This window comes from Paraburkholderia sp. Ac-20336, from assembly GCF_017105025.1.
Lineage (GTDB): Bacteria > Pseudomonadota > Gammaproteobacteria > Burkholderiales > Burkholderiaceae > Paraburkholderia.
Genome location: NZ_JAAGPS010000002.1, coordinates 59,570 through 77,197, shown reverse-complemented (window position 1 = coordinate 77,197; position 17,628 = coordinate 59,570). Strand labels below are relative to the sequence as shown.

Annotated in this window: 14 protein-coding genes and 2 pseudogenes; 7 read left to right on the top strand and 9 right to left on the bottom strand. The window is 59.9% G+C overall.

Features of this window, described 5'->3' with window-relative positions; translation table 11 throughout:
* Positions 1-43: 43 nt before the first annotated feature.
* The 5 genes and pseudogenes from GXB81_RS02220 to GXB81_RS02205 all read right to left on the bottom strand — a co-directional run bounded on the left by GXB81_RS02220 (position 44) and on the right by GXB81_RS02205 (position 5,407).
* On the bottom strand, positions 44-1,105 hold the full coding sequence (locus GXB81_RS02220) for an ABC transporter ATP-binding protein (protein ID WP_205988199.1): 1,062 nt from the start codon (positions 1,103-1,105) through the stop codon (positions 44-46).
* Between the two features lie 35 nt (positions 1,106-1,140).
* Positions 1,141-2,202, bottom strand: coding sequence for an ABC transporter substrate-binding protein (locus GXB81_RS02215; protein WP_205988194.1), 1,062 nt, complete (start codon positions 2,200-2,202; stop codon positions 1,141-1,143).
* An 89-nt stretch (positions 2,203-2,291) separates the two neighbouring features.
* Positions 2,292-3,053, bottom strand: coding sequence for an enoyl-CoA hydratase/isomerase family protein (locus GXB81_RS02210; RefSeq protein WP_167048174.1), 762 nt, complete (start codon positions 3,051-3,053; stop codon positions 2,292-2,294).
* A 479-nt stretch (positions 3,054-3,532) separates the two neighbouring features.
* Positions 3,533-3,643: pseudogene (locus tag GXB81_RS31300) on the bottom strand (IS5/IS1182 family transposase); the annotation flags it as partial.
* Positions 3,644-3,934: 291 nt separating this feature from the next.
* A complete protein-coding gene (locus GXB81_RS02205) occupies positions 3,935-5,407 on the bottom strand; it encodes a carboxylesterase family protein (RefSeq protein WP_205988192.1) in 1,473 nt (490 codons plus the stop codon).
* A 227-nt stretch (positions 5,408-5,634) separates the two neighbouring features.
* On the opposite strand from GXB81_RS02205, the pseudogene GXB81_RS02200 reads away from it, so the two are divergent.
* Positions 5,635-6,120 (top strand): annotated as a pseudogene (locus GXB81_RS02200) (IS6 family transposase); the annotation flags it as partial.
* 82 nt (positions 6,121-6,202) lie between these two features.
* Here GXB81_RS02200 and GXB81_RS31295 read toward each other — a convergent pair.
* From GXB81_RS31295 to GXB81_RS02185, 3 genes are all read right to left on the bottom strand, one after another.
* Complete coding sequence (locus GXB81_RS31295; RefSeq protein ID WP_346777771.1) at positions 6,203-6,751, bottom strand: hypothetical protein; 549 nt, start codon at positions 6,749-6,751, stop codon at positions 6,203-6,205.
* The gene (locus tag GXB81_RS31290) at positions 6,739-6,963 is read right to left on the bottom strand and encodes a hypothetical protein (protein ID WP_240162946.1); all 225 of its coding nucleotides are present in this window, start codon (positions 6,961-6,963) and stop codon (positions 6,739-6,741) included. The genes GXB81_RS31295 and GXB81_RS31290 overlap by 13 nt, the downstream gene beginning before the upstream one ends.
* Before the next feature lie 428 nt (positions 6,964-7,391).
* Positions 7,392-8,330 (bottom strand): helix-turn-helix domain-containing protein, encoded by a 939-nt coding sequence (locus GXB81_RS02185; RefSeq protein ID WP_167048180.1) that lies wholly within the window; start codon positions 8,328-8,330, stop codon positions 7,392-7,394.
* A gap of 184 nt (positions 8,331-8,514) precedes the next feature.
* Between GXB81_RS02185 and GXB81_RS02180 the strand changes: the two genes are divergently transcribed.
* Positions 8,515-9,879 (top strand): cytochrome P450, encoded by a 1,365-nt coding sequence (locus GXB81_RS02180; protein WP_346777770.1) that lies wholly within the window; start codon positions 8,515-8,517, stop codon positions 9,877-9,879.
* A 70-nt stretch (positions 9,880-9,949) separates the two neighbouring features.
* Here the strand turns inward: GXB81_RS02180 and GXB81_RS02175 are convergent, their stop codons facing one another.
* Positions 9,950-10,645: a GntR family transcriptional regulator gene (locus tag GXB81_RS02175; protein WP_167048186.1), complete on the bottom strand. Its 696-nt coding sequence runs from the start codon at positions 10,643-10,645 to the stop codon at positions 9,950-9,952.
* A gap of 265 nt (positions 10,646-10,910) precedes the next feature.
* On the opposite strand from GXB81_RS02175, the gene GXB81_RS02170 reads away from it, so the two are divergent.
* The 5 genes from GXB81_RS02170 to GXB81_RS02150 all read left to right on the top strand — a co-directional run bounded on the left by GXB81_RS02170 (position 10,911) and on the right by GXB81_RS02150 (position 17,588).
* Positions 10,911-12,965 carry an FAD-dependent oxidoreductase gene (locus GXB81_RS02170; protein ID WP_275691494.1) on the top strand — a complete coding sequence of 685 codons (2,055 nt, stop codon included), beginning with the start codon at positions 10,911-10,913 and terminating at the stop codon, positions 12,963-12,965.
* Between the two features lie 54 nt (positions 12,966-13,019).
* Entirely contained in the window at positions 13,020-14,018 is a 999-nt protein-coding gene (locus GXB81_RS02165) for an ABC transporter permease subunit (RefSeq protein WP_167048189.1), read from the top strand.
* Between the two features lie 70 nt (positions 14,019-14,088).
* Positions 14,089-15,363, top strand: a complete 1,275-nt coding sequence (locus tag GXB81_RS02160) for an aromatic ring-hydroxylating dioxygenase subunit alpha (RefSeq protein WP_346777769.1) — start codon at positions 14,089-14,091, stop codon at positions 15,361-15,363.
* The gene (proX, locus tag GXB81_RS02155) at positions 15,321-16,403 is read left to right on the top strand and encodes a glycine betaine/L-proline ABC transporter substrate-binding protein ProX (RefSeq protein ID WP_167048195.1); all 1,083 of its coding nucleotides are present in this window, start codon (positions 15,321-15,323) and stop codon (positions 16,401-16,403) included. Before GXB81_RS02160 ends, proX begins: the two co-directional genes overlap by 43 nt.
* Before the next feature lie 63 nt (positions 16,404-16,466).
* The gene (locus tag GXB81_RS02150) at positions 16,467-17,588 is read left to right on the top strand and encodes a betaine/proline/choline family ABC transporter ATP-binding protein (protein ID WP_205988189.1); all 1,122 of its coding nucleotides are present in this window, start codon (positions 16,467-16,469) and stop codon (positions 17,586-17,588) included.
* The last annotated feature ends 40 nt before the right edge of the window (positions 17,589-17,628 follow it).

Genomic DNA, 17,628 nt, shown 5'->3' with positions numbered 1-17,628 from the left:
GTCCTTGGCGGCGAAGAGGTCTCGACCGTATATCAGGCCTATATCAGGCGTGCAGCAGCGTCGTGCGATAGGGGTCCCACGTGAGCCCGACCGTGTCGCCCACGCGCGGGCTCAGCGTACGTGCGCAGCGCGCGGTCAGTTCGCTGCCGTCGGGCAGCGACAGTTGCACATGCGTATCGCTGCCGAAGAACACCACGTCGTCGATGCGGCCATCGACGAAGCCGCGGCTCGGTTCGACCAGCTCCAGCGCCTCGGGGCGTAACAGCAGCGTGTGCCGCGCCGCGGCCGCGACCTGCGTCGTGCGCGGTAACGGAATGCGTGCGCCGGCCGCCAGCAGGATCGGCTCGCCGCCTGCTTCGGTGTCATGCGCGAGCGCGCCTTCCAGCAGGTTCGAATGACCGATGAAGCCGGCTGCGAAGCGCGTCGAGGGCCGGTCGTACAGGTCCGCGGGCGTACCGATCTGTTCGATCTTCGCGTTGTTCATCAGGCAGATGCGATCCGAGAGCGTGAGTGCTTCGTCCTGGTCGTGCGTGACATAGACGAAGGTTGCGCCCAACTCCTTGTGCAGACGACGGATCTCCGCCTGCATATGCTCGCGCAATTTCTTGTCGAGCGCGCCGAGCGGCTCGTCGAGCAGAATCACCGAGGGCCGGTAGGCGAAGCAGCGGGCGAGCGCGATGCGTTGCTGTTGCCCGCCGGAGAGCTCCTTCGGAAAGCGTTTGCCGAACTCGCTCATGCGTACCATCGCGAGCGCACCGTCGACGGCCTCGCGCACTGCGTCGCGCGACTTGCTACGCATGCGCAGGCCGTACGCGACGTTGTCCCATACGCTCATGTGCGGAAACAGCGCATAGCTCTGGAACACCATGCCGATGCCGCGCTTGCCTGGCTCGACGCGCGTGACATCGCGCCCGTCGATCTCGATGCGGCCCGCGCTCGGCGCGACGAGCCCCGAGATCATCTGCAGGAGCGTCGTCTTGCCGGAGCCCGACGGCCCCAGCAGCGTCAGAAACTCGCCCGTTTGCACGGTGAGATCGGTCGGCTCCAGCGCGACGGTTTCGCCGTAACGCTTCGCGAGCCCGATCGCTTCCAGTTTTGCGCTCATGCCAATGCCTCGCGTTTAGTGCGTCATTTAATGCGTCAGGAAATGATCCACGAGTTGAAGCGTTCGGTGACTTTCTGGCGATTGGCCTGCCACCATTGCGGGCTAGGCAGCTTCATCGTCTTGATGTTGTCGGGCGCGGTCGGCAGGAGCGGGGCGCGCTGCGCGGGAATCGATTCGAATGACTTACGATTGGTCGGGCCGTACGCGAGCGTTTGCGTGAGCACGGCCTGGCGTTTTGCATCCGCGCAGAAACGCACGAACTGCTTGGCCATTTCCGCGTGCGGCGTGCCTTTCGGAATGCCCCAGCCCTCGATCGAATAGAGGCCCTGATTCCAGACGATCGTCACCGGCGCGCCGGCGTCCTTCGCGGATTGTGCGCGGCCATTCCATAGCGAGATCATGTCGACGTCGCCGCTCTGGATCGCCTGCATCGATTGCGCGCCCGAGGTCCACCAGATCGCGATATGCGGCTTGATCCTGTCGAGACTTTTGAACGCGCGATCGACGTCGAGCGGATAGAGCTTGTCGAGCGGCACGCCGTCGGCGAGCAGCGCCTGTTCGAGCGTGTCGAGCGGACTGCGGCGCAGGCAGCGGCGGCCGGGAAATTTCTTCACGTCCCAGAAGTCGGCCCAGGATTTCGGGCCGTTGTCCTTGAACTTGTCGGCGCGATACGCGAGCACGGTCGAATACACGTCGACGCCGAGCCAGTCGGACGTAATCGCCTCGGGCATGACGTCGGGGAAGTCCGAGGCCTTCAGGCCGATCGGTTCCATCAGACCTTTTGCTTCGAGGTACGGAATATCGGCGGACAGCGTCAGCGTGGTCACGTCCCACACGTAGTTGTTCGTCTTCACCATCGCTTCGAATTGCGCGACCGGCTGCGATTCGCGCGCCACGCTCACGACCTTGATGCCCGTCGCCTTTTCGAACGGATCGTAGAACGCCTGGCGGTAAGCCGTGGTGTACGGGCCGCCCGGATCGGACACGACAATCTGTTTGTCGTCGGCGCGCACCAGCGCGGGCAGCGTGCCGGCGAGCGCGAGTGCGCCGGCTCCTTGCAACATCCGGCGCCGTTTTTCGTTGAAGTTCTGCGTCATGGCTAAGGTCTCCCGTTCGCTGGCTGGGTCGGTTGGGTACTGGGTGATGTGGGGTGGCGAGCGCGGCTTGCCTGCCGCGCCGGATGGCTTTACTTCGCGCGCTTGCTGAAGAACTCTTCCATCATGCGGGCGGGTTCGCCCGAGTCGTAAGCCTCGCGCTGAATGCGAATGCCCGCTTCGATGCAGTCCTGGAAGCCCGGCTCGGTCATTTCGCGGAAGCGCTGCTTGTCGAGGCGCATCGCGACCGGCGGTTTGGCGGCGAGTTCGGTGGCGATCTCCAGCGCCTTTTCGAACACTTTGTCCTGCGCGACGAGGTGATGAATGAGGCCGATGTGCCGGCACTCTTCCGCATCCATCAGACGGCCCGTGAGCGTCAGCTCGATGGTGCGCGACATGCCGAGCATCGCGTTCATGATCCAGGGGCCCGTCGTGCTGGCGATTCCCGCGTTGATTTCCGGCTGCCCCATCCGCACACCCGGATGGCCGACGCGGATGTCGCCCAGCAGTGCGACCTGGAATGCGGAACCGGCGGCCGTGCCGTTGAGCGCCATCACCAGCGGCTTTTTCAGCCCGCGCAGCACGGCGTAGTAGCGCTGCCACTCCTTGACCCATTCGACCGCGCGCGCGCCGTCGAAATCGTGCGCTTCCGACAGATCCTGCCCCGCCGAGAACGCGCGATCGCCGGCGCCCGTCATGATGATCGCGGCGACGTTGTCGTCGTCGTCGAAGCGCTCGAGTGCTTCGATGATCGCGTTGCGCATCGGCGTGGTCCACGCGTTCAGCTTGTCGGGACGATTCAGCGTAATGACCGCGACGCGGCCGTGATTGGACAACAGGATATCTTCGCTCATTTGTTATTACATAGTAATAGTTAATGGGTGTATTGCAATATAGATGGGTCAAAAACAGGATGCAAGTAGCAATTGGCCTCATCTACTCCGGTTTTCACACGGCGTTTACCCCAGGTCGTTTACCCCAGGCTCGGCGGATATGTGTTGTGATGTTTCGTCGCCGTAGCGTTGATGCGGCGATGGCGGTTTGCAGAGGTTGCCCGGTGGCGGGCGGGAGAGGGCGGAATTCTGGCGCTGGTCTTGCTGTGCGAAGCTTAGGCGAGACCTGTATTGCTGCGAGCCGGCCAAGGCGCTCGGGCCGCGCGGCATGGCGTGATGAGGATCAATGGAGCAGCGACGGCGTTAGTCGTGAGCGAAGGGTTGAGGCAGATCATCAATTTCACGGCCGTTATCGAAAGCGACTGTGGCTTGACGAGCATGGCGAAGTCAGTCGGCGAAAGTCGCTTGCGTGAAATAACGTGTCGTTAGAGCGTGTTAGGCACTGCAAGCAACTGGCCCAATGTATCTACCGCGATGCGGACTTTGCTGCCGCGTTTGCGTTTATAGCCGTCGTAACCGGCGCGAGGCACACTCTCGCAGGTCGATTGCAACATGCCCGAAGTGCCTAACGCGCTCTAACGAGAACGGCATTCCAACCAGCGCGCCGACCCACCGGTTTCACGTCGCCGAATCCTCTTCGCCGCCCAGGCGGTCCGCGATTTCCGCGCCCACGCCGCTCAGCATGCAAGGGGGCACTCCCCCGTCACAAACGGCTTATCGGTCGGTGAAGCATCGCAGCTGTGAGCGACGGCTTCAATTCGTCCGCGGTAAGCACGGGGGATTACTTTTCGTTGGATATGGAGGGGCGCGCGTCCGTAAGCGCGCGCCGGATCCACGGGGATTCAGAAGAGCCCGATCGATCCTCCGTTCCTCAACCATGCGCGAAACGCCTGCCGGTGCGCTTGTTCCAGCAACGGGGTGACGGTTTGGCGATCGCCAAACAACATGAAGTTCCCGGTGTTGAGTTGTGGCCAGCGCAACAGGCCCACACCGTTTGGGTTGCCGGTTTTGATGAAGTTAACCCAATATGCCTGCATCACATGCGAGATCGTTCGATCCTTGTCGGCAAACGGGCGGTTTCCAACATCCAGGGTGGCGAACACGTAAGGGATTTCGCTACTATGGAATGTACCAAATCGCGCTGCTCGCGGTCCGGGTTCAGGGTGGACGAATCGGTAGCCGTAAGCGGGTGCAGCATGTTCGGACCGGCCTTCCGACCACGCAACTACGGCTGCAGTTGACGAATCTGCAAGCAATTCGCGAACCTTCGCGGATGCATCCGCATCATTGCCGACAGGATAGAGCAAAGAAAATTGACTGGCCTGAGATTGATAGCGCTCGTCGAGAAATCGCTGATAAGCTTCTTTAGTTTCTATCATCCAGGCGGGACTAAATGCGCTTGCTTCATCTTGATTGGAACCTAACAGAACGGGTACATTAGAACGCTCAAGTTTTTCCCGAAAAGGGATACCTCCTGCGTCTGCAGGTTGAAAACGTGCGCCCTTCCCCAATCGAGGGTCGGTTTGCAAGGCCACCAACTTGTCGGTCGGCACCTCTCGCAGTGCTTTTACATCGGCAGCATTAGCCAATTCTGCAAGCTTCAAGCCCAAGTCGTCGGCATTCGCTTTCGGAACCAACTCAGTGTCCGACCACGAGTTGCTCTCGGCGATAGCTCCTGAAAAGAGACCCTCCGCAGACGGTGCCGCCAGGAGATGATGCACGGAGATCGCACCCGCTGACTGGCCCTGGACGGTAACCCGAGATGGATCGCCGCCAAAACGCGTAATGTTGGACTTCACCCATCGAAGTGCTGCGACCTGATCCATCAATCCAAAAACGCCCGCGCCATCGTTCTCTGCATCAAGAGAAGGATGTGCGAGGAACCCGAACAGTCCTAAGCGATAGTTTATCGAGACGACAACCACGCCTTGACGGGCCAATTGATCCCCGCGATAAAGAGGGACTTCGCCTGATCCTTGAGCAAATCCGCCTCCATGGATCCAAACCACCACAGGCAGGTTAGCCCGCGCGCTCAACTTCGGTGTCCAGACATTCAGATAAAGACAGTCCTCGCTAAATGGCGGGTCAGATAGATACTCCGCCGTCCAGGGAATGGCATCTGACGGCTTCCGCTGCGGTTGCGCGCAACTAGACGCAAATTTCGTTGCATCACGCACCCCCTGCCATGACGCAGGCAGGCGTGGCGAATGCCACCTCAGTTCGCCAACCGGAGGTGCAGCATAGGGTATCCCTTTGAAAACGGATACTCCCTGATTTGTTTCGCCACGCAACGCGCCATTGTCAATCTTTACCATGGTAGCGCCCGAAGCAGCCTGAACTGCCATCGCACACGCAAATATTGCGATCATCCTTTTAGGCATCACATCTCCTCCTTTTGAAAGTATTGGCTTGCTTCTCGCCGCGTCTGTGGTGCAATTCCGATGCGCTGATCTGTTACCCTCAACCTTTTGATGATCACGAGCCGATGAGCAAGCTGAAAGACATCGACGGGTTGTTCAATTGACGTCATTTCGACCGCGAAGTGATCATCCTTTGCGTGCGGTAGTACTTGCGCTACAAGCTGAGCTTTCGATATCTCCTCGCGGAAATGATGGCGGAACGCGGTCTTTCCCTGGTCCGCACGACGATCATGCGCTGGGTGAAGCGCTACACGCGGGAGTTCGTCAAACGCTGGAATCGGTTCGCCGTAGCGGCCGGTCAGTCGTGGCGCGTTGACGAAACCTGTGTCAGGATCCGTGGCAAATGGACCTATCTTTAGCGCGCAGTTGACCGAGTGGGAAAGACGATCGATTTCCGCCTCCGTACCAGGCGCGATGTGGCTGCAGCCAAGGTGTTCTTTGTGAAGGCGATCAAAACTCAAGGGCGTGCTCCTGCGACGATTGCCCTGGACGGCTGCGCGGCATCGCATCGAGTCGTCCGCGAAATGAAGACCGACGAGTCACTGCCCCGACGAACGAAATTGCGGTCCTCGAAATACCTGAACAATCTGATAGAGCAAGATATCCGGGAGACGGCCGGCTTCTCACCCGCCCACCGAATTTGCACCACAACCGCTGTGAGACCCCGACGGCAACCACCTCTCTCAATGCCTAAAAAGTTGACAACACGATCGCGCCTCGACTTCCCAGCTTCGTGAAACTCCGCAAGAATCTGTACGTTACGCCATGGCCATTCAGGACGTTGGCGCCCGACTGTGTCGCCGCTAAAATCGCCTCGCCCAAGGCGCCTGATATCGAACCGCATGCCACCAAAGTCCCGGTCGCGACGCCAGCTTTGCCGACATACAGGGCGAAGGTGCCGAACTGCTCTCGGACCATAAAAAGACTGCCATCTCCGTCCAGAGCGATTTCCAGATACTCGGACAACGTGGCCATTGCCTCTGTTGTTGAAGCATCAGTGTGTTCAGGCATCACTCGGTCACCTTGAGAGAGCTCATTACGTTGTGCGCTACCTGGAGAGAACCCGGGCGCCATGCCGAAGCCGAGCCACAGGCGAAATACCGCGAGCGAGACGAAATTCCACGACAGACCGGTGGCTGCCGCACCGGCGGTGAACCAGGCAAGCGTAATTAGCAGCGGGATCTTGCGGCCGATCCTGTCGCTCAGGCCACCGCACGTGAGCCCACCTATCCAGCGCACGCCATAGGTCGCGGCAGCAGAAGGGAGGCTGTGGAGAGGGCGACATTGAACGTGTTCGCGACGTCTTTCAGGACGAACGTGATGGCGGGAAAGTCGAGCGCGTCGTTGACCCCGTCTCCCCACGCAGCGACGAGTACACGCCACTGCGCGCTGGTGATTTCTTGATACCAGCGCTTCGTAGCTTGTCGATTCTGAGTGATGTCCGGGGACATTGTCTCTCCCTGTGCAGATGTGGCGTTGCGGTTAATGTAACCGGTCTCATAACTTGTGATCAAGAGGTTCAGCGCCAAATTGTCACGAACTAGGGAATATACCTAAATGTCTGTATTTACGATAAAAAATGAAGGAAAAATGATAAAAAGTGATTCATCGAAAAATTGAAACCGATTTCAATTTGGTCTGCGAGGGGATCCTGAGTGGGTTCGGGCCTGCGGGTGTTATGTGCAGGGCGGGCCGCTCATCAACGACGTTGCGCGATACGAAGCGGTGCCGGACTGATAGCCGACACCGTGATTTCTACCGGGTTCTTCCTTAACCGATAGCGTTGAGTGAAGTGCTGCTACAGGCATTTGCAAAATGGATTCTTCACGAGCCTCAGGGCTTGGTGCCTTGAAGGCGCGCCTGACTTATCCGCCATCGATCACACCCACAACCGGTACACCCAGAACGATTCGTCCTCTTTGAATCGCCGGGCGAATTCGCTGGGAGAAAAACCCGTGCTGCGTTTTACGGCGCGGCTGAGATGAGCCTGGTCGGCAAAGCCCTCGTCGTGCGCGATCGCCGCCCAATCCAGTGCGTGGCCGGCTTCGGATTGCGCACGCGCATTGAAGAACACGCTTTCCGTTTTGACGAGCGCTTGCCACTCGCGCAACGAGCGCCCGCTATACGCCTTGATACGCCGCTCCACGTGACGTGGGCTATGAGAGCGCCGCCATTCATGAGCTTGCCAGGCAAGCCGCTTGACCCAGTAACGGCCCGCTTCGCGCAGCGACGGCAGAATCGGGCTGGCGCGGTTGACGACGCGCCATCTCGTCGTGAGGTGATGCTGGAGTGCGGCAAGTGCTGCCTCGTCGCTGTCCGAAGCCAGCAGTTCATCGAAAAGCGCGTGCCACTCGTCTCCGAGCAACGCCTTTGCGTCAACGATCACGTCCTGGATCGCGGACAGCTCGATGTCGAAGAGCGCCTGTGCGGCGTGCGCCTCGAAGCAGATCATCCCGGCGCGGCCGCTCGTTTGCGCCCAGCACGTGGAAGGATATGAATGGCTGCCCGAAAGCACGAGCGCCGAATTGAACGGACGCCAGATAAGGCCGCTATCCGTCTGCTCGATACGTCCCGCTTCGACGTCCTGGAACCACGTCAGGTTCACCGTAGGCGTGGCGGGGAAATGCGTCAGACGTTGCGCGTCGTTCAAGGCAAAGCCGCGCGTGTCGCGGCAGAGAACGGCGATAACCGCGCCTTGCAGACCCGGCGGCGCGAGGTGAAGGCGCGTGTGCGGACGCCGGTTGCCCTGCGAAACCCATGGCGCTCGTGCCCGCGGATCGGGACACGTCGAAAGGATAGGCAAGGGCATTGCGTTCATAGCCGCGCAGTATAGGTAAGCTGAATTAGACTGTCGATGTCGTTTGCGTTCAAGCATTGGCGCGGCGACAGGTCCATGATTCGGACAGCCACTGTATTGTTCGAATCCATGCTTATCTAACTCGCCCGACATCATGAACTCGCCATCTCCGCGTCAATGCCCGTTGCATCGGAACCCGTCGCCCGTGACGTCCACTGGCGGCTCACCCGGAGCATGGCCGCCGGGTCCACCGGCCGGTCTCACGGGTTTGCGTCTGCTGGCCACCATGTCGCGCGATTTGCCGCGTGCCTTGGCCACGTGGCAAAAGCAGTATGGCGACATCGTGCATCTGCGCCTCTGGCGAGAACATGATGTGGTCGTGGCCGATCCGCAGCTCGCGCGCGAGTTGCTCGTGTCCCATCACGATGCGCTGGTTCGCTGGGAGCGCGGCATTCGCGTCTTTTCGCAGGTACACGGGCATAGCGTGCTGACTTCCGAGGGAGAGGCCTGGCGTAGCCGCCGTCATGCGCTGGTACCCAGTTTTTCTCCCAAAGCCGTACAAGGTTTTTCGCCGACGATCGTCGAGGCCGCGACGCAGGCATTCTCGACATGGCCAGGAGAAGACGCCAACTGGCCAATAGAAACCGCGCTCACGATGCTGACCATGGAGGTGATTCTCCAGATGGTCTTCTCGAGCAGCATCGGCGAGGACGTGCGCGTGGCCGAGCAGGCCATACGCGTGACGAGCGCGGCGGCCAACGCGGAGTTCTACTGGCCGGCAAGCATGCCGGACTGGATGCCCTGGAAGCGCAGGAAACGGCAGGCGCTAAAGAGTCTGAAGGCGCTGATCGAGCGGCATTTGCAAAGCCGTCTGAATTTACCTCGTGATGCGTGGCCGGACGATCTGCTCACTCGTCTCCTGCAATCCGGCGACGATGGGGCCGCGTTGTCGCTGCAAAACGTGCGCGACGAGTGCATGACTATTTTTCTCGCCGGGCATGAGACCACGGCCGCGACACTGGTGTGGTGGGTATGGTGCATGGCCGCGAATCCGGCATCGCAATGCGCCGCGCGCGATGAAGTTCAGCGCGTATTGCAAGGCCGCGCTCCCACGGCTGAAACGCTGCCGGCGCTTGGTTATCTGGCGCAAACGATCAAGGAGACGCTGAGGCTTTATCCGGTCGCGCCGCTGCTCATCAGCCGTCGTGCCACGCGTGCGGTGCAACTGGGCAACTGGACATTCCCCGCGCGAACGCTGTTCATGATCCCCGTGCATCTGATGCATCACGACCCGCGCTGGTTTCCTGATCCTCAAGCGTTTCAGCCCGCGCGTTTCGCGTCCGACGCGCCGGAAGTGCCGCGCGGCGCATATATTCCGTTTGGGGTGGGGCCGCGTGTGTGCCTGGGGCAGCATCTGGCAATGAGCGAGATGACGGTGATCGCCGCCATGTTGCTGCAGCGTTTCGCGTTATCGGTCCCGCAAGGCGTGGCGCCGCCACGGCCCGTAATCAACCTGACCCTGCGGCCGGAGCAACCGATGCATCTGGCAATCGCATCGGTCGGTGCATAGGCCACTTGAACGGCGTGTGCAAGTACTCCGTATTGAGCGGAGCAACTCGCTCATCGATTCACGAGTCCTTTCACTGGAAATGTTTGTACCAGTCCAGAATATGATTTCGCGCCAGCGACGCGCCGCCGATCGAGTCGCGTCGCCAGTACATATCGAGTATCTCGCGATGATCCTGGTGCGCCTTTTCGCGGCCACCGGCCGAGACGATCTTCGAGCGATAGCGGCTGCTGTTTTTTAAAAGAAGCTCGACGGTCGCGACCGCGCGTTTGCGGCCTGACGGCTCGCACAAAGCGACGTGGAAGCGGCAGTTCAGGTTGGCAAGCCCGCTCATGTCTGAATCGGGAATGGAAGGGAACTCGTCCAGGATGGCGCCGATTTTGCGTATCTGCGCATCGCTGCACTGCTCGATTGCCAGCCGTATCAGGTTCGGTTCGATCCACAGCCGCAAGTCGAGCAAGTCGCGCAGATCATCGGACGATAGTTCGGAAACGCATGCCCGATGATGAGGAAGCAGCGTCACAAGCCCTTCGGCGGCGAGGTGGCGCAGCGCTTCACGAACGGGAATGCGGCTCACCCCCATTTCATTGGCTATCACGTCTTGCCGCAGCACGGCGCCAGCCGGTATCGCTTCCGAGAGAATCCGTTCGCGGATGCGATCGACCACGCTGGCGGCGAGCGTGATGCGCGTCAACGGTTCAACCGGCGCGAAGCTCTTTTCCTCAAGTAACTCTTCCATGTCATCTTGCGCGTGCGCTTGATGTTCCACGTTCAGTCTCCCTTCTCTGGGCCGTCATCCGGGGCCGTTGATCGCTGCGTTTCAAGAATTGTAGTCGATGCGAGTCAATGGCGTATACGGGATACGGTTTTGATGTCTTAAAATCGACTATTAAAGGTAATAAGGCTAAAAAAAGACAAAATATGGCCATTTATTGCGGGTAAACCACGCCAACAATCCTGATTGACACGGAAATTTTGCATATCCAGTATACGAAAAACGCCTGCTTCAGGGCCAATCCGAGAGGAGAGTTACCTTGCAAGTCGCTACTGTCAATTCGATTGGCCTGTCCAACGATCCGCTTCTGAAGCCGTTTGCGATCAAGGGCGTGACGTTCCGGAATCGGATCATGAGCACGAGCCACGCGTGCGGTCTGGAAAGCGACGGCATGCCCGTCGAGCGTTATCAGCGGTATCACGAAGAGAAAGCCAAAGGCGGACTGGCGCTGACGATGTTTGGCGGCTCGTCCAATGTCTCGCCGGATTCACCGAACGTCTTTCGCCAGTTGAATGTCGGCAGCGACGCCATCGTGGCGCACCTGCAGTCTTTCTCGGCGCGTATTCACCAGCACGACACGCGCTTGATGTGCCAGATTACCCATCTCGGGCGGCGCGGCGAATTCTGGGCATCGAACTGGCTGCCGACCATTGGCCCTTCTCCGTTGCGCGAGCCGCTACATCGAAACTTTCCCAAGGAGATGGATCGGCACGATATCGATCGCGTCGTCAAAGACTTCGGCGATGCGGCATGGCGTTGCAAGGAAGGCGGCATCGACGGCATCGAGGTCATGGCCGCCAGCCATCTGATCGGTCAATTCATGTCGCCCTCGACCAATCGAAGGACCGATTCCTTCGGCGGCTCCCTCGAAAATCGCTGCCGCTTCGCACGCATGGTGCTGGAAGAAGTTCGCCGCCGCGTCGGCGATGATTTTCTCGTCGGCATTCGCCACACGGTGGACGAAGGGACCGACGGCTGGCTGACGTTCGACGAATCGCTCGCGGCTATACATCTGCTGGAGCGGGACGGCCTGCTCGATTTCGTCAACGCCATTTATGGCCGGATGGACACCGACGTCGCGCTAACCACGCATAACATGCCGGGCATGGCCTCGCCGATTGCGCCGTGGCTCGAACGAGTGGGCAGTTTCAAGCGCGAAATCGGCGTGCCGGTATTCCATGCCGCGCGTATTTCCGACATCGCCACGGCGCGCCATGCCATTCGGGACGGCCTGCTCGATATGGTAGCCATGACGCGCGCGCACATTGCCGATCCTTATATCGTGCGCAAGCTGGAAGCGGGCGCCGAGCACTCGATCCGACCGTGCGTTGGCGCGACGCAGTGCCAGTCGCCGCTGCGGCCTGCCTGCATTCATAATCCGTCGAGCGGGCGAGAAGCGACGCTGCCTCATCAAATCGAGCGGTCTGCGCAAGCGGGGAAAAAAGTCGTGGTTATCGGTGGCGGGCCGGCGGGATTGGAAGCGGCGCGCGTGAGCGCGTCGCGGGGGCACCGCGTCGTGCTTTTCGAAGCCGGTCCGAAGCTGGGCGGACAGATATTGCTGGCCTCGCGCAGCGGTTGGCGGCGCGACCTCATCGGCATTGTCGACTGGCGCGCGCAGGAACTCGAACGGCTCGAAGTCTCCGTGCGTCTCGATACCTATGCAGACGACGAGGATGTACTTCGTGAGGATCCCGATGTTGTCGTCATCGCGACGGGCGGCACGCCGGATATGGAGTGGATTCCGGGCGCGGATCGTTGCACTTCCGTGTGGGACGTCCTGAGCGGTAACGTTCAGTTGAAGTCCGACGTCGTTATCTATGACGGAACAGGGCGCAATCCCGCTGCACAGGTCGCCGAGATGGCCGCGCTCGCCGGAAGCAAGGTGCGCTTTTTCTCTTCCGACGGTTTTCTCGCGCAGGAGTTGCCCTATGCCGAGCGGGTGATCTGGAAGAAGCGCTTCTACGAGCATGCCATTAGCCCGGTCTTCGACGTCGAGCTGACCGAAGTGTCCAACGCAGGCGGCCGTCTCGCAGGATCGTTTTTCAATATCTATACCGGCGATGTGCAGGTTATCGAGGCCGAGCAATTTATCATCGAACACGGAACGCTGCCATTCGACTCGCTCTACCACGAGTTGCGCGAGCACTCGTCGAATGATGGCGTGACCAGCCTGAATGAACTGCTGGCGGGCAAGCAACAGCCGAACGGCACGGGCGCCGGCAAGTTTCAATTGCACCGGATCGGCGATGCCGTCGCAAGCCGGAATATTCACGCAGCCATCCTCGACGCTGCGCGACTGTGTGGAGCGCTTTGATCGCGGCGCAAGCGCTCGCAACCCACCTGTACGTTTTATCGAAGAGGTGTCTCGATGCTCGACGTCATTGCACGACCGTTTCAGCACATCAGACTTCCGTTAGGACAGTGGGCGGATGCGCTGGTGACCTGGCTCGTGTTGAATTTCCGCTCCGTATTTCAGGAGATTCGTTATCCGGTGCAGTTTCTGCTCGACATGATCCAGCACCAGCTGAGTTCCGTGCATCCGTTCGTCCTGATCGGTGCGCTGATGCTGGTCGGCTGGCAAGTCGCTGGCGGACGGGCAGGAATTGTGATCGGCGTCTGCCTCTTCGCTTTGGGGGCGATAGGCGCATGGGCCGATGCGATGGATACGCTTTCCATTGTCTTCACCGCGATCGTGCTCTGCGCCATGATCGGCATTCCCGTCGGTGTCGTGGCCGGACTCAGCGCGCGATTCAATGCCTGCCTGCGCGTGTTGCTCGACTTCATGCAGAGCATTCCGTCGTTCGTCTATCTGGTTCCTGTCGTGATGCTGTTCGGCATCGGCAATGTTTCGGGGGTACTGGTGACCGTGATCTACGCGATTTCGCCGATCATCCGGCTGACGAGCCTCGGCATCCGCCAGGTGAGACCCGACGTGCTCGAGGCCGGACATGCGTTTGGTTGCTCCCCGCTCAAGATTCTCTTTCGCGTGCGCCTGCCGCTGGCGCGGCCAACCATCATGGCCGGCGTGAACCAGACCGTGATGCTCGCATTGTCGATGGCGGTCGTGGCGGCAATGATCTCCGTCGCCGGGCTCGGGCAGATGGTCTTGCGCGGCATCGGTCAGCTCGACGTCGCGACGGCGACGACGGGCGGTGTCGGTATCGTGCTCCTTGCGATCACGATCGACCGCATCTCGCAGGGCCTCGGCATGTCGTTGCGCGACCACGGAATGCAGCGTTGGTGCGACAGAGGACCGCTCGGTATGTTGAACCGCATTGTCCGGCGTTTCCATCGCGGGAATCGGGATGTACCGCAACCACGAGATTCGCGGCCGGCATCATTGGTCGAGCGCGATGCGCAGACCTGAGCACCGCAACGCATCGCCAGCATTCGCGGTAATACCGCGAAAACGCGAACCATCAATAGGAGTATCCCAGGTGTCGACTCGAAATCATGATCCGCGTTTCAAAGAGAAGGCCGATTACCTGACGCAACTCGTCAAAGCACGCCGCACAGGCTACAGTCTCGACGCTCCGTTCTATTTGAGTCAGGACGTGTTCGACCTGGACATGCAACTGATCTTCGGGCGGCACTGGATTTTTGTCGGCGTCGAGGCCGCCATTCCCGAACCCGGCGATTACTTCCTCGCCGATTTCGGACCCTATTCGGTCGTAATAAGCCGAGGGGATGAACTCGAACTCACGGCTTTCCATAACGTATGCCGGCATCGCGGCGCGCGCATCCTGCACGAGCAGCAGGGCGCCTTCGCGAACATTGTGTGTCCGTATCACCAGTGGACATACTCGCCCACGGGCGATCTTCTCCATGCGGAACTGCATGGCGATGTCGACAAGGAATGTTTTCGCCTCAAGCCCGTACACATACGCAGTCTGGGCGGTCTGATTTTCGTCTGCATGGCCGACGAGCCGCCCGGCGATTTCGACGATCTCGTACGCGAGGTCGGTGCCTATGTCGAGCCGCACCGATTGCGCGACTGCAAGGTGGCTTATCAACTCGATATCGTGGAAGAGGGCAACTGGAAGCTCACGATGGAGAACAATCGCGAGTGCTACCACTGCCTCGGGCATCCCGAACTATTGCAGTCCACGTTCGGCGTGTTCGGATATACCGAAGACGACGAAAATCCGAGCCGGCGCGAGGCCGTTCGCGAACACGACGCCGCGCTCGCCGCATTGCGTGAGATCTGGACCCGGCACGGGCTGCCGTACGAACCGGTCGAACATCTCGACGATCGATCCACCGCCTTTCGCATTCAGCGGGTTCCGCTGACGGGGCCAGGGGAATCGATGACGATGGACGGCAAGGCGGCCTCGCGCCGCCTGCTGGCCGACTTTACCGAGGCCCGGCTGGGCCGGCTCCAGTTTCATCTTCAACCCAATTCGTGGCATCACCTGCAGGCGGATCATTCGATTCACTTTTCGGTTCTTCCGATCGACGAGGGCAAGACCCTGGTGCGTACGACCTGGCTCGTTCATCAAGACGCGGTCGAGGGGTGCGACTATGACCTCGAGAATCTGCTTCATGTCTGGAAGGCGACGAACGAGCAGGACAAGTTTTATGTCGGCTTGACGCAGCAAGGCGCGGTCAATCCGGCCTACGAACCGGGACCGTATGCACCATCGGAATGGCAGGTCGAAAAGTTTTGTAGTTGGTATATCGGGCGGCTTACTTCTCAACTGAACCGGCTTTAAGCACTCAATCGGGAGCAAACATGAATCACTCGAAAGGTCGTCGACAGTTCCTGATTCAAGGTGCAATCCTCACCGCCTCGTCATGGGGTGGGCAAAAGCTGTTCGCCGCCGAGTTGCCGGGGACCGGCGTGACGGTCAGGCCAACGGGCCTTACCACACCGACGGCGCGATTCCAGAGCGTGATTGTCGAGATGGGGCTGCAACAGCTCGGATACACCGTGAAAGACTACGCGCCGGCGGACCCGGCGATCTTTCACGTCGCCGTCGCGCAGGGCGATGCCGATTTCTGCGCGCAGGAGTGGACGCCGCTCTATGAGTCCTATTACCAGAAAGTCGGCGGTGACACCTCGTGCGTGCGCATCGGTAGAACGGTGACGAACTGCGTATTCGGCTATTGCATCGACAGGAAGACGGCCGATAAATACCAGATCAACAACCTCGGTCAACTGAAGGACCCGAAACTGGCCAGGCTCTTCAACGCCACTGGCGCCGACGGCAAGGCAACGCTGGTGGCCGGCAATCCGGGCTGGGGCGCGGCGCGCGTTATCCAGCATCACATCGAATACTACGGACTGGGTGCGACCGTCTCTCCCACGTTTGGAAACTACGATGCCCTGATGGCCGACGTCATGACGCGCTACAAGGCGGGAGAGCCGGTTCTGTACTACACATGGGTGCCGATGTGGGTCAGCAGCGTGTTGCAGCCCGGACGCGACGTGGTTTGGCTCAGCGTGCCGTCGCCCGACCCCGCCAATGGAAACAATAATAGCCGCCTGCCGGACGGCCGGGATACCGGATTCCCGATCTACGAAATGAAGGTGCTCGCGAATCGGGAATTCGTTCAGAAGAATCCCGCCGCGAAGAAGTGGTTCGAGCTGGTGACGATTCCGGCAGCCGACATTAGTGCCGAGAATCTTCTCATGCAACAAGGCCAGAACAAGATCGAGGATATTCGCGGGCATGCCAAGCATTGGATTGCGCAAAACCAGAAGCTGTTCGATTCGTGGATTCAGCAATCGATTGCCGCGGCGCATGCCTGAGATTCGAAGCCCAAGACCTGTTCGCTGATCGGCGTTTTATATCAGCGTTTTATGCGAGAGCCCATGATGCCAGAACCGTCCATTCTCCGGCCCGTCCATGCGAATGCGAAACCTGTTATACGGTCCACGCCATCTGCTGTTACGCAGCAGGGAGAAACCGTTATCGAGTGCCGTGACATCTGGAAATTGTATGGGCGCCGTGCAAAAGAAGCGCTGGCGTCGATAAAACGCGAGGGTATCGACAAGGACGAAGTGAAGCGCCGCTTCGACTGCGTGGTCGGTGTGGCTGGCGTCAGCTTCACGGTCAGCCGGGGGGAAACGCTGTGCATCATGGGCTTGTCCGGATGCGGTAAATCGACTTTGCTGCGCCACATTAACCGCCTGATCGATCCGACTGCTGGGGAAATCTGGATCGAAGGCGAGCAGACAGCCAACCTGAAAGCCAAACCGCTGCGGGAATTGCGCGCGAAGCGCTTTGGCATGGTGTTTCAGAACATGGCGCTCTGGCCGCATTTCACCGTTCTGGAGAACGTGCTGTTCGTTCTTCAGGGCCGGGGACTATCGCGCTCCGCACAACTGGATGCTGCTCGAAGCGCGCTCGCGGCGGTTCGACTGTCGGGCTGGGAACATCACTATCCGGATCAGTTGTCGGGCGGCATGCAGCAACGTGTCGGACTTGCCCGGGCACTCTCGACCGACCCGGACATCCTGCTGATGGACGAACCTTTCAGCGCATTGGACCCCATCGTACGTCGCGAACTCGCCGAGCAGTTCGTCGAAGTCTCGCGCCGCCTCGGCAAGACCGCGGTTTTCATTACGCACGATCTCGACGAAGCGATTCGTATCGGTGACCGTGTCGCCGTTATGAAGGACGGGAAGATCGTTCAGATCGGCACGCCCTTCGACGTGGTCAACATGCCGGTCAACGACTACGTGAAGGATTTTGCAAAAGGCGTCGGGCGCCTGCAAGTTCTGACGGCGGGCGCGATGATGCGGCAGTTCACGAGCAGCTTGCCACATGACGTCTCGTCACATCGCAGCATCGATCTGGATGCGCGGCTGCCTCAGGTGCTGGACGCGTTCGGCGGCGACTCCCGACCTCTCGCCGTCATGCATGAGAAAGAGGTCGTCGGTGTTATCGACTATGCAACAGCACTGGCGGCGATCCGCTCAAAACTGGATTGATCGCTATCTCTTCGACTTGATTTTCAATCAGGCACACCCT